The 13,120-nt window shown below is 65.6% G+C and carries 9 protein-coding genes; 6 read left to right on the top strand and 3 right to left on the bottom strand.

The annotated features are described in order from the left end of the window. The first annotated feature begins 127 nt into the window (after positions 1–127). Complete coding sequence (locus tag C8C98_RS12680) at positions 128–1,480, top strand: tol-pal system YbgF family protein (RefSeq protein ID WP_121454578.1); 1,353 nt, start codon at positions 128–130, stop codon at positions 1,478–1,480. Between the two features lie 937 nt (positions 1,481–2,417). On the opposite strand, the gene C8C98_RS12670 is transcribed toward C8C98_RS12680, so the two are convergent. The 3 genes from C8C98_RS12670 to argH all read right to left on the bottom strand — a co-directional run bounded on the left by C8C98_RS12670 (position 2,418) and on the right by argH (position 6,594). Further along, a complete protein-coding gene (locus C8C98_RS12670) occupies positions 2,418–3,899 on the bottom strand; it encodes a rhomboid family intramembrane serine protease (protein ID WP_121454577.1) in 1,482 nt (493 codons plus the stop codon). Positions 3,900–4,090: 191 nt separating this feature from the next. Beyond that, positions 4,091–5,086, bottom strand: a complete 996-nt coding sequence (locus C8C98_RS12665) for a Bug family tripartite tricarboxylate transporter substrate binding protein (protein ID WP_121454576.1) — start codon at positions 5,084–5,086, stop codon at positions 4,091–4,093. A gap of 38 nt (positions 5,087–5,124) precedes the next feature. Then, a complete protein-coding gene (gene argH / locus C8C98_RS12660; protein WP_121454575.1) occupies positions 5,125–6,594 on the bottom strand; it encodes an argininosuccinate lyase in 1,470 nt (489 codons plus the stop codon). Positions 6,595–6,645: 51 nt separating this feature from the next. On the opposite strand from argH, the gene C8C98_RS12655 reads away from it, so the two are divergent. The 5 genes from C8C98_RS12655 (at position 6,646) to C8C98_RS12635 (ending at position 13,044) form a co-directional block, all read left to right on the top strand. Next, a complete protein-coding gene (locus tag C8C98_RS12655) occupies positions 6,646–7,848 on the top strand; it encodes a sensor histidine kinase (protein WP_121454574.1) in 1,203 nt (400 codons plus the stop codon). Beyond that, positions 7,845–8,594, top strand: coding sequence for a LytTR family DNA-binding domain-containing protein (locus C8C98_RS12650; protein ID WP_121454573.1), 750 nt, complete (start codon positions 7,845–7,847; stop codon positions 8,592–8,594). Before C8C98_RS12655 ends, C8C98_RS12650 begins: the two co-directional genes overlap by 4 nt. Positions 8,595–8,664: 70 nt before the next feature. Next, the gene (locus C8C98_RS12645; RefSeq protein ID WP_121454572.1) at positions 8,665–9,033 is read left to right on the top strand and encodes a DUF2946 family protein; all 369 of its coding nucleotides are present in this window, start codon (positions 8,665–8,667) and stop codon (positions 9,031–9,033) included. Between the two features lie 270 nt (positions 9,034–9,303). Further along, complete coding sequence (locus tag C8C98_RS12640; RefSeq protein ID WP_121456229.1) at positions 9,304–11,472, top strand: TonB-dependent receptor; 2,169 nt, start codon at positions 9,304–9,306, stop codon at positions 11,470–11,472. A 15-nt stretch (positions 11,473–11,487) separates the two neighbouring features. Continuing rightward, positions 11,488–13,044 (top strand): PepSY-associated TM helix domain-containing protein, encoded by a 1,557-nt coding sequence (locus tag C8C98_RS12635; RefSeq protein WP_121454571.1) that lies wholly within the window; start codon positions 11,488–11,490, stop codon positions 13,042–13,044. Positions 13,045–13,120 lie beyond the last annotated feature (76 nt).

Below are 13,120 nucleotides of genomic sequence, written 5' to 3'. Positions count from 1 at the left end.
TGAGAAAGTGCTGCAGATGCCAGCACATGTGTGCGCCCTATACTCCCGCGCAACAATTGGCGCTGCCAAGGCACCACACAGGGCCACACAGGCAGCGCACCCCGCGCAGGGAGGCGGGAGCACCACCATGGCCACACGTCCAACGGGCATCGACCCATCTGCCCAGCCCGCCAAACGGCCCGCACCGTTCTGGCAGCGGCTCAACACCTTCTTCACCTTTCCGCTGCAATCCAAGCCGCTGATGTACAGCCTGCTGCTGGCGCTCTCCAGCATGCTGTTCAAGGTGATTTTCTTTTTGCCCGACGCCCTGGGCATCCTGATCGTGGAGATCGGCATCCTGCTGGCCGCCTCGCGCTACGGCTTCAAAGTCACGGCGCTGGGCTCGCGCGGCATCTACAAGGCCGAGGACTACCCCTCTGAGCTGGACCCGGACTGGAAGAACCTGCCCTGGAAGCTGTTCGCCATTCTGATCGTGCAAGCCATCGCCGTCGGCTGGCTGCAGAACCTGAGCCCCACCCTGGGCACCCTGGCCTGGCTGGCCATGTGCTTCTTGCTGCCTGCCACGCAAATCGTGCTGGTGCAAACCTGCAGCTTTACTGAAACCCTGAACCCCGCCAACGCCTGGAACGCCGTGCGCACCATTGGCTGGCCGTACCTGCTGCTGTGCCTGTTCCTCTTCTTGCTGAGCCAGGGCACCTTCATTGCGCTGGGCATGCTGCTGCCGCTCTTCAAGGGCTGGATCCTGCTGCCCATCGTCAACTGGGTGCTCATCTACTTCAGCTGGGTCATGGCCAGCCTGCTGGGCTACGCCATGTACCAAAACCACGAGGCATTTGGCATTGACCTGTTGCCCGGCGCAGGCCTGGACGACGACGAGACCCCCGTGGACCGCCGCACGCCCCGCCAGATCGAGCAAGACGCCATTGACGCCCAGGTGGCCGAGTTGGTCACCGCAGGCAATGTGACCGCCGCCGTGGCCATGGCCTACGAAGAGCAGCGCACCCGGGGCGAAGAAGTGCCCGCGCAGCGCCGCTACCACCGCGTGCTGGCGCTGGCCGAGGGCAAGACCGCCACGCTGCTGGACCATGCGCAGCGCTACATCCCACTGATGCTGCGATCGGGCCAGAGCAGCGACGCGATCAAGGCCTTCCAAACCTGCCGCAGCAAGGACGCCGAATTCGTTCTGCAAGACGCCACCGCCACCCTGAACCTGGCCAAAGCGGCCTGGAATGCGGGCGACGCATCACTGGCCTTGGCGGTGCTGCAGGGTTTTGACCGGCGCTTCAAAGACCACGACAGCGTGCCCGCGGCCTACGAGCTGGTCGCCCGCGTGCTGCTGCAGGGCCTGCACCGCACCGACATGGCCCTGCGCGTGCTGGCCACGCTGGAATCCCGCCACCCGGATGCGGAAGCGACGCGGGAGACGCGCTGGCTGCTGCGCAACCATTTGCCGCAGGGGGTGCGGGGGGTTGAGGGTTAAATGGGGCGCTAGCACCCATGGAATAAGCGCTAGCAGCTATTGAATTGATAGTGATTACCTGGACGCCTCCCGCCCGTTCGGGCTGAGCCCGTCGAAGCTGGGGCTTGTTCGCTGATCTGGCGGTGTGCCTGTTCTGGGGGCGGGAGCCGGGGAGTGCGCCCGGCGGCGCAGTAACTTTCTTTCGCTTCGCCGCCGGGTGGTCGGCCCAAAGAAAGTCACCAAAGAAAGGGCGACCCCACTGTCTGCGTCCCTGCGCTGCGCTTCGGGCAACCTGCGGTGCTCGCGTCCAGCGGGGTCTCGCTCAAACTCGCTGCGCTCAAACAGTCGCGATCCCTGATCCGCTGGCCGCTGTGCTCCTCGGCGCATACAGAGGGGCTAGGAAGCCAACATCCACACGGGCCATCGCGTTGCTCGGCCCTACTTCGGGGGCGCTAGCGCCATGCGCTACGCAGACTGGGTCGAGCGTAGCGATGACCCGTGTGGCTGTTTTGGTGCTCGGCTGTCCACCCCCTGTGGCTGCGCCTGCGGCGGGGCGGTTGCGGGGTGGCATGGGCGCAAGTGCGCCCATGCTTCGTGAACTGACTCGCTGCGGCTGTCTGAACGGAGCTGCTACGCAGCGCAGTGAGTTCCGCAGCGCACCCCGCAACCGCCCCGACGCAGGTTTGCCCCGTAGCGCAGCGAAGGGGTCGCAGACTTGGGGTCGCCTTTTCTTTGGTGACTTTCTTTTTGGCGAAGCAAAAGAAAGTTACTGCGCCGCCGGGCGCACTCCCAGGCTCCCGCCCTCAGCACAGGCATGCCACCAGATCAACGAACAAGCCCAGGCTTCGACAGGCTCAGCCCGAACGGGCGGGGGGAGTCCAGAAAATCACTATCAATTCCATAGCTGCTAGCGCTTACTCTGCAAGCGCCAGAGCCAAATTCAATTCAAACCCACCCACTACACCCCGCCCAACACCTGCAACGCCGGACTCCCCGGTGCCAGTTGCTGCAACTGCGGCCCCCACAAAGCAGCCTGCTCCCGCCGCCCTGCATGGCACAGGGCCGACACCAACATGCCCAGCGTCTCGCCCAACTCAGGGTGCGTGGGCGCCGTCTTGTGCAAAGCGTTGAACAGCTTTTCCGCATCGCCCCACTGGTGCGCACGGGCAAAGCGGCGGGACAAGCGGGCCATGTCTTCCGGCTGCAAACGGGCGCCGGGCTTGGCTTTCTCAAAATACGTGCGGTAGCTCGCGTGCTGAAACTGCAGCGTCTGCTCATCATGCGCATGCAGGCGGAAGATGCGGCGCGCAGCGCGGTGAAAGTCTTCACCCTCAGGCCACAGCAAGGCGGTTTTGAACCAGGCGCTCAGCACCTTCTGGTCTTGCGGGCGCAGCTGGGCGGCGGCACGCCACTGGCCCAGGGCCTGCTCAAACTTCATACCCTGGGCCAGGCGCTGAGCGCTGGCCACATGGGCGTCAAAGCCGTCGTCGGCGGCAGCCTCTGCCTCATCCTGCGTCACCGGCACCTCCAATGGCTTACGGCGCACCAGCATGACCAGGGCCATGAGCGAAGCGCCGGCCAGCAGGCCGCCTAAGTGGGCCATGTAGGCCACCCCCTTGCCGCTGAGCCAGTGCTGCAGCAACTCGTTCGCAATCCACGCGGGCAGCAGCAGCAACGCAGGCGCGGTGACGTAGTTGAAGTAGAAAAACAGCTGGTAGAAAAACCGCACCCGACGCAAGCGGTACAACACGGCATACATGCCCATCAGGGCCGACACCGCCCCCGAGGCGCCCAAGCCATAACTGCCCATGCCCGCATAGGCCCAGCCGGCCAGCAGCGAGCCCCCCAGACCGCCCAGCAGGTAAAACGCCAGGTACAGGCCGCGCCCCAGCGCCAGCTCGACCGAGAAGCCGAACAGAAACAAAAACACCATGTTGCCGATGAGGTGCCCGTTGCTGCCATGCAAGAACGTGGCCGTGAGCCAGGTGACGGGGCGCAGCTCAGCGTCTTTGGCATAGCTTTGCGCCCACTTGCGGGTGAAGGGTGCGGGCAGCCGGCCTTCGTACTGCGTGCGGGCGGACTTCCAGTCCATGTAGCGCGCGTCCTGCAAGGGCACAAAGCTCGGGCTTTTCAGGCGCTGCTGAAAGTCGTCTTCCTGTTCCATCCAGCGCAGCAGCATGCGGTGGTTGCCCGCCTTTTGCAGGGCACGGGCCTCCTTGAGGTGCTTGTCGCCGGTTTCCTCCAGCCAGGCCAAAAAGCGGGGCACCTCGATGGCGGGCAAGGGGCTGGACACGTAGTAGGTGGCAGCGCGGTCGCGGGCATTTTCTTCGCTGCGCTGGGGGCCCCAGAACACGATCATGTTGACCACGATCAGCAGCACGGTCATCCACGGCGGGTTGCGCCAGGTGGGGCGGTGTTCCAGGGGTATGGCGTAAAACATCGGGCGATTTTGCGGGCATTTTGGCGATGTGCGCCCGCACCGCTACCGCCAGAGGCCCTTGGCGGGTTGCAAAAAAGCCCACAGGGACCAGGATCCCGGTGGGCTGTTGGGCCAAGTCCGCGCTGTCAGCGCGTTGGCGGTGAGCTGGCGGTGCAATGGCGAGGAGCTAAGCAGCGGTGATGCAAAGGTGGTTATTGCGCCACAAACCCGCTGTTCTTGATGATGCGCGACCAGGCCTGGGTGTAGGCGTTCTGGCGCGTGGTCAGCTGCTGGGGCGTCATGTAGCCCACCGTCAGGCCCATGGTGGTGAGCTGGCTGTGCACCTCGGGCATGGCCACCACCTTGGCCAGCGCGTTGGAGAAATCGACCACAAACTTCTGCGGCGTGCCTGCGGGGGCGTAGATGCCGTAGTAAGGCAGGTCTTCAAAGCCCTTGAGGCCCAGCTCGTCAAACGTGGGCACATGGGGCATGGCGGCCTGGCGCTTGGTGCCCAGCACGGCCACCACATGCACTTTGCCCGCCTTGTGGTTCTCAATGAAGTCTTGCACCGAGGCCACGCCTGCGCTGATCTGGTTGCCCAGCATGTCGGCCATCATGGGGGCGCTGCCCCGGTAGGGGGCGGAGACCAGGTCGATTTGGTACTTTTCGCCCACCAGCTTGACCAGGAACTCGGGCGTGGAGGCCGGGGCCGGGATGCCCACCGCGCCTTTGCCCTTGCCCTGCGCCTTGACCCACGCCACATAGTCGTTGAACGACTTGGCCGGGGTGCCGCCCGAGACGGCGAATGCGTTCACGAACGTGGCAAAGCCGCCCACCGAGACGAAGTCATGCACCGGGTCGTAGCCGGGGTTTTTGATGACCTGGGGCAGGATGGAGATGGTGTGGTCGTGCGACAGAAACAGCGTATGGCCATCGGCTGGCGATGCCTTGAGCGCCTGGGCCGCGATCTGGCCGCCCGCGCCAGGGCGGTTGTCCACCACCACGGGCATGCCCAGTTCGTCCTTGAGCTTTTCGGCCAGCAGGCGGGCAATGGCGTCGGTGCCGCCGCCGGGCGGAAAGCCCACCAGAATGCGCACCGGCTTGGCCGACTGGGCCATCGCCAGCCCCATGGTGAGGGCAGCACCCAGCACCAGTGTGGCGCGGGCAGCACGCAGCAAGCCGCTGCGGCGCGAGAAGAAGGTTGTCATGCGAAGGCTCCCGAAGTGGTGGTGTGGCTCTGCAAAAATCAAGCCAAACGGGCGCGGTGGCGGGCCAACTGGGCACGCACCTGGGCCGGGGCCGTGCCGCCCAGCGTGTTGCGGGCGTTGAGCGAGCCGCGCAGGCTCAGGCACTCGTACACGTCCTTTTCGATCTGCGGGTGAAAGCCCTGCAGCACGTTCAGGGGCAGCTCAGACAAATCGCAGTTGTGCGCCGTGGCGGCCTTGACGGCGTGGGCCACGGTTTCGTGCGCGTCGCGGAAGGGCAAGCCCTTCTTCACCAGGTAGTCGGCCAGGTCGGTGGCGGTGGCGTAGCCCTTGAGCGCAGCCTGCTCCATGGCGGGCGCGTTGACGGTGATGCCGCCTTCCTTCTTGCCGGTGACGGGGTTCAGCTGGCCGCCCACCATTTCGGCAAAGATGCGCAGCGTGTCTTTGAGCGTGTCCACGGTGTCGAACAATGGCTCTTTGTCTTCCTGGTTGTCCTTGTTATAGGCCAGGGGCTGGCCCTTCATCAGCGTGATCAGGCCCATCAGGTGGCCCACCACACGGCCGGTCTTGCCACGCGCCAGTTCGGGCACGTCGGGGTTCTTCTTCTGGGGCATGATGGACGAGCCGGTGGTGAAGCGGTCGGCAATTTTGATGAAGCCGAAGTTCTGGCTCATCCAGATGATGAGTTCTTCAGAGAGGCGGCTCACGTGCACCATGCACAGGCTGGCGGCGGCGGTGAATTCGATGGCGAAGTCGCGATCGCTCACTGCGTCCAGGCTGTTCTGGCATACGCCCTCCATTCCGAGCGTCTTGGCCACGCGCTCGCGGTCCAGCGGGTAGGTGGTGCCAGCCAGCGCCGCGCTGCCCAGGGGCAGCACGTTGGTGCGGCGGCGCACGTCGGCCATGCGCTCGGCGTCGCGCTTGAACATCTCTACATAGGCCAGCATGTGGTGGCCAAAGCTCACGGGCTGGGCCACTTGCAGGTGGGTGAAGCCGGGCAGGATCACCTCAACGTTCTGCTCGGCCACATCGACCAACGACACCTGCAGTTCCTTGAGCAGGTCACCAATCAAATCAATCTCGCCGCGCAGCCACAGGCGCACGTCCGTGGCCACCTGGTCGTTGCGGCTGCGGCCGGTGTGCAGGCGCTTGCCCGCATCGCCCACCAGCTGGGTCAGGCGGGCTTCGATGTTCAGATGTACGTCTTCCAGGTCGAGCTTCCACTCGAACGCGCCGGATTCGATCTCTGACGTGATCTGCGCCATGCCGCGCTGGATGGAGGCGTGGTCTTCGGCGCCGATGATGCCCTGGGCCGCCAGCATTTCCGCGTGCGCCAGGCTGCCTGCAATGTCGGCCTGCCACAGGCGCTTGTCGAAGAACACGCTGGAGGTGTAGCGCTTGACCAGGTCGCTCATGGGCTCAGAAAACAACGCAGACCAGGCCTGGGCCTTGGTGTCAAGCTGGTTGTGGGATGGCGCAGACGCGGCGTTGTTGGCTTGGCTGGAGGGCATGGGAGGGCAATAATTGGATGGTTCAGACACCCGGACTGCCCGGATGCCGCAATGCAAAACACGCAAATTTTATCGACCCCGCCCCCCGCTCCGGCGCAAGCGCCCTCTTTTGGGCCTGCGCAGCCGTCTGCACAAGGGGGCAAAGCACCTGCGGGCCGGGCTTTGGTGTTTGACGCCTGCCAGCTGGGCGTGGTGCTGCGCGCCGTGCTGTTTGTGGAAGCCGTGGTGGGTGTGGGCACCATGTTCGGGGCCGAGAGCTTTTACCAGTGGCTGGCCAATGTGGCCCTGATCACTGGCGGGGCCCTGCCCGCCACGCTGGCCTGGCTGGGTACCGCCTGCAGCATGAAAACGATGCTGCAGCGCCTGGGCACCGCCCAGCAATATGCGGCCGGCGTGCTGCTGGGGGCCGTAGCGGGCGCCTATGCCTGCGCCATGCTCAAGCTGGCCGGGGTGGCGCCTGGGGCATCGCCCTGGCTGGCCAGCGCGGCCTCGGGCGCGCTGCTGTCGGCCATGCTGGTGGCAGCGCTGGTACTGCGCGCACGGGGGCGCACGCCCGCAGCCACCACAGCGCGCCTTACCGAGCTGCAGTCGCGCATTCGCCCGCATTTTTTGTTCAACACCCTCAACAGCGCCATCGCCCTGGTGCGCGAGGAGCCCGCCAAGGCCGAATCGCTGCTAGAAGACCTGAGCGACCTGTTCCGCCACGCCCTTGTCGAACAAGGCGAATCGGTCACGCTGGCTGAAGAAATCACCCTGGCCAAGCGCTACCTGGCCATTGAAGAAGTGCGCTTTGGCCACCGCCTGCAGGTGCAATGGAACCTGGACCCACGCACCGATGCCGCCCGACTGCCGCCACTGCTGCTGCAGCCGCTGGTGGAAAATGCCGTCAAGCACGGGGTGGAGCTGAGCCCGCGCGGCGGCAAACTGCGCGTGCTGACCGAGCTGCGCGGCAGCCGCGTGGTGGTGCGCATCACCAACACCCTGCCGCCCTCGCACATCAAAACCGATGGCGCATCGCGCGGCCACGGCATTGCGCTGGCCAATGTGCGCGCCCGCCTGGCGCTGCTGCACGATGTGCAGGGCGAATTCACCGCCGGTGTGCAAGATGGCCTCTACCAAGTGCGCATCACCCTGCCCGTTGAGGGCGCCATGCGCCGTGCCCTGAAAACCGAGCAAGCCCTGGCAGCACGCAAGGCACAGCGCAAACCGCGCCACCCTGCCCCCAGGTCCACCCCCAAAAGCCCTGCGCCATGAACATACTGATCGTTGACGACGAAGCCCTGGCCCGAAGCCGCTTGCGCACGCTGCTGAGCGACTGTGCAGACACCCTGCGCACCACCGTGGCCGAGGCCAGCAACACGGGCGAAGCCCTTGGCCTGCTCAGCCCGACAGGGGGGCGCGGGTTTGACGTGGTGCTGCTGGACATCCACATGCCGGGGCAAGACGGCCTGTGCCTGGCCCACGCCATACAGGCCCTGCCGCAGCCGCCTGCCGTGGTGTTTGTGACCGCCCATGCCGACCATGCCGTGAGCGCCTTTGAGCTGGACGCGGTGGACTACCTCACCAAGCCCGTGCGCCGCGAACGCCTGCAGCAAGCACTGGCCAAGGTGCAACGCCTGCAACGGCCTGCCACCCCAGCCACCATCTCCACCGTGCCCGAGGGCGAGACCCTGGTCATCCAGGACCGGGGCCGCACCGAGCGCCTGGCACTGGCCGAAGTGCTGTACTTCAAGGCCGAACAAAAGTACGTCACCGTGCGCACGGCCACGCGCAGTTTCATCATGGATGGCTCTCTGAGCGAGCTGGAGACGCGCTACGGTGCGCGCTTCATGCGCATCCACCGCAACGCGCTGGTGGCCCGCCGGGCACTGCGCGCGCTGGAGAAGCACTACGACCCCGAAGAAGGCGAAGGCTGGGCTGTGCGCCTGCAAGGCTCGACCGAAGTGCTTTCGGTATCGCGCAGGCAAGTGGCGGCCGTGCGCGAAGAACTCGCGCGATAAGCGCTTTGAAGCACTGAGCCCCTGCGCCAGCGCAAAGCAGCGCGCCAAGCGCCCGGCATAATCGCCCGCCATGTCCATGCCACGCACCTTATCTCTCTTGCGCCTTGTGCGCCTGTGGGTGCTAGCGTGGTTTGTCGCCTCCATCGGCGTGGCCGCAGCATCGCCGCTGGTGCATCCGCAGTCGCTCGAGGTCATTTGCTCGGGCTCGGGCGCCATCAAATGGCTGGTGCAAACCGACGACGGTGCGGTCGAGATGGGCGCCACGGGCATGGACTGCCCCTTGTGCGCACAGGCCAACGGGGCACCGCCCCCGGCCCCTGCCCTGCCCCCACTGCCCACCAGCCCGCTGGCCCATGCGGTGCAGCCGGTGCCCGCAGCGCGCATCGCAGCAGCCACCGCGGCGCCGCTGCCTGCGCGCGGCCCGCCCTCCCTCCTCTGATCCGTTCGCTTTCTGCGCGCGCCTGACGGCATTGCTGCCAGGGCCAGCAGGTCTTCGTTCGTTTGCACGGCAGGCCCCCACGGCAACCCCAGTCACCTTTCTGGGCACCGCTGGTGGCGGCACTGCCGTTTTCAGAGTGCCTTGTTCATGTCTTCGATTGCTTCGCGCCGCGCTGCGGCCATGGGTGCCGCTGCGCGCCTGCCCCTTTTGAATGCCCCTCTTTGCTCCCACAGTGCGCCTCCTTGCGCGCTGCGCCCCATCAGCGCCTGCATGGCAGCAGCGTTGACCCTGCTGCCCCTACTGCCCCTGCTGGCCCCCTCTGCTGCGCAGGCCCAAGGTACCACGGCAGCAGACGCCACCCCCGCCCTGCCCGTGGTCGAGGTCATGGACGGTGCCACCGCCAACGGCAAGCTCAACCTGGACAGTCCAGTGGAGACGGGCAGCCGCCTGGGCCTGACAGCGCGCGAGAACCCCGCCTCCGTCACGGTGGTCGACCGCTCCACCATCGACGCACGCGGTGCACAGAACACGCAGGAAATCCTGCGTGCTGTTCCAGGCGTGGTCGCGCACAACGCGCCTGGCTCCATGGCCGCGCAATATCGGGGCTTCACCAGCAACTCGGTGGCGCAGCTTTACAACGGCATCAACCCGCAGTACGGCAGCGCCACACGCGCAGTCGATAGCTGGATTTACGACCGCGTCGAAGCCATCGGTGGCGCGTCGAGCTTTCTGTATGGCTCAGGCGGCGTGGGCGGGTCCATCAACTACCTCACCAAGACGGCCGAGCGCAGCAACTTTGCTGAGGGCCAGGTGCGCCTGGGCTCCTACGACCTCAAGGAAGTGTCCGTGGGGCTGAACCGCCGCATGGCAGGGGGCGACGGCAGCGCGGCCCCGGCGCACTATGCACGCATCGACCTCAACCACCGCGACGCAGGCAGCTGGACCGAGGGCACCAAAACACAGTCCACCCAGTTGGCGACCTCGCTGCTGTCGGACCTGGGCGGCGGCTTCAGCCACACGCTGGCCTTCGAGTACCAGAAAGAGCATGTCGACCGCCCCTACTGGGGCACCCCCGTGCTCAACCCCGCCGTGGGCGCATTGACCATCGATCCGGCCACACGCTTCAAGAACTACAACAGCGCCGACGGCATGTACGAGCACCGCGTGCAGTGGCTGCGATCAGTGGCGCAATGGCGAGTGTCTGATGTGCTTCAACTCAAGAACACGTTCTACGCTTACGACGCCCTGCGCGACTACCAAAACGTAGAAATCTATACCTTCAATGCCAACAACACGGCAGTGACGCGCTCCTCACCCTACCTCCAGCGGCATGACCAAACACTGGTGGGAGATCGCATCGAAGGCACCTACCAAGGCCAGCTCGCTGGCAAGAAGAGCGACTGGGCCTTTGGCCTGGACGTGAGCGTGAACAAGCAGACGCGCTTTCCACTGGGTCCGACGGTCAACGTGAGCACGGTCAACCCGTATGACTTCACGACGGAGAACTTCTTCAGCATCCCCGGCATTTCGCCCGTGTGGAGTGCCGACAAAGACAACAAGATCACCAACACCGCGCTGTACCTGGAAAACCGCACGACCTTCATTCCGGGTGTGAACCTGGTCACCGCGCTGCGGCATGAGCGCATCGAGTTGGACTTGGTGAACCGCCGCGCTGTCACGGCCACCAGCCCCGCCACCTTCAGCCGCAGCTACCACCCGACCACCGGCCGCCTGGGTGTGGTGTGGGACATTGCGCCCGGCGCCAACCTGTATGCGCAGGCCTCCAACGCAGCCGATCCACCCTCGGGCTCACTGGCCTCGGCGTCGTTTGCCGATGTGCGCGTCAACAGCGAATTGACGACGGGCCGCCAGGTCGAGGTGGGCAGCAAGTTCGACTTCTGGGATGGCAAGGGCATCGCCACGGTGGCGATGTTTGACATCCGCCGCAAGAACATTGCCTCGCAAGACCCGTCCAACCCGAACCTCACGGTGCTGGTGGGCGAGCAGTCATCCAAAGGGGTGGAGCTGTCGGCGGGCATCCGACCCACGCCGCAGTGGCAACTGCAAGGCAACCTGTCACTGATCCGCGCGCGGTATGAGAACTTTGTGCAGGGCGGCGTCTCACGCACGGGCCACGTGCCGCAATTGGTACCGCAACAGGTGGCCAACCTGTGGGCGTCGTATGCCATCACACCCACCGTCACGGCGAGCGCAGGGGTGCGCCATGTGGGCAAGGTGTACGGCAACGCGGCCAATACCAAGTTCTGGCCGTCGTACACGCTACTGGACCTGGGCCTGGCCTGGAGGATCAACAAGTCCACCACGCTCACAGGCCGCGTGCGCAATGCCACCGACCGCATCTACGCAGAAGAGACGCGCGACCAGGTCTACCTGGGCGCACCGCGCACGCTGGACGTGACGCTGCACACCGCGTTTTAAAAGCCAAGGCGCACCATGCGACATGCCAAACGCTGGCTCTATCTGGTCCACCGCTGGCTGGGGGTGCTGCTGTGCAGCTTCTTTGCCATGTGGTTCATCTCGGGCGTGGTGATGATGTACGTGGGCTACCCCAAGCTCACGCAGGCCGAGCGCCTGGCCCATCTGCCCCCCTTGCGCAACGCCATGTTGGGCCAGGGGCGCCTGCTGGAGCCCGCCGAGGCCCTGCAACGCGCGGGCCTGGCGGGCCCACTGCAAGACTTGCGCCTGGCCATGGCCAGCGGTGGCCGCGCCGTGTATCTGGCCATGCCAGAAGCCCCTGCGGGCAGCACTGCACCACGCCCGCGCAGGGCGGCTGCGCCCGCAGTCATCGACGCCAGCACCGGCGAGCGCGTGCAGCGTGTGGACGCAGCACACGCCATCGCATCGGCGCAAGCCTTTGCACCACAAGATGCCCTGGCGATCGACCACCAGGGCCTCATTGACGAGGACGCATTCACGCACTCGCGCGCGCTCGACGTGCACCGCCCGCTGCACCGCCTGCACCTGGGCGACAACGCGGGCACCGTGGTCTATGTGTCGAGCACCACGGGCGAAGTGGTGCGCGACGCGCCATGGCACGAGCGCGCCTGGAACTACGCCGGTGCCTGGATCCACTGGCTGTATCCCTTTCGGGGCAACGTCTTCAACGATTACTGGACGGACATCGTCAACTGGCTGTCCATAGCAGGCACCGTGCTGGCGGTAACAGGCACGGTGGTGGGCGTGCTGCGCTGGCGCTTCACGGGTGGCCCCTACAAGACCGGGGCGCGCACGCCCTACCGTGGCTTCATGATGCGCTGGCACCATGTGTTCGGACTGGTGTTTGCCACCATTACGTTCACCTGGATCTTCAGCGGCCTCATGTCCATGAACCCGTGGAAGATTTTTGACAGTGGTGCCGCGCCGCTGCGGGTTCAAGCCATGAACGGCGGCCCGCTGTTGCTGCCCACGCAGGCCGCATCCGTGCAGGCCTTGCTGTCAGTGGCCTCACCCCACACGCGAGAACTGCGTTGGGTGCGCAGCGCAGGCCATACCCTGGTGCTGGCCCACGGCCCCCTTGGCGCCCCGGCGCTGCTGGACGCCGCCACGGGTGCGCCCTACACCTGGGCGCCGGGCGCAGTGGCAAATGCCGCCGCACGCCTGCTGCCGCATGCGGTGGTTCACACCGAAACCCTGAGCACCTACGACCTGCACTACTACGACCGCGCCGCTCACACCATGACCGGCGGCGACAAGCCCCTGCCTGTACTGCGCCTGGTGTTTGACGACCCACACGCTACCTGGGTCCACGTTGACCCGCACACCGGCGCGGTGCTGGGCCGCACCGACAGCTACCGCCGCACCAGCCGCTGGCTGTTTGCCATGCTGCACAGCTGGGACTGGCTGCCACTGCTAGAGCGCCGCCCACTGTGGGACCTCGTGCTCATTGTGTTGAGCCTGGGCGGGCTGGTGATGAGCCTGACAGGCGTTGTGATGGGGTGGCGGCGACTAGGACACAAGCTGCATGCATTCGGCACTGGAGCCGCCAGGTAAGCGAGCGCAGCCAGCGCTTTTCGCTAACGCGAGGTCATTCAACGCTTATCAAAGATGTTTCTGATGGTTACACTCC

Source organism: Acidovorax sp. 106 (assembly GCF_003663825.1).
Lineage (GTDB): Bacteria > Pseudomonadota > Gammaproteobacteria > Burkholderiales > Burkholderiaceae_C > Acidovorax.
The sequence above is the reverse complement of the archived record's forward strand: the minus strand, read 5'-3'. Positions and strand labels throughout refer to the sequence as shown.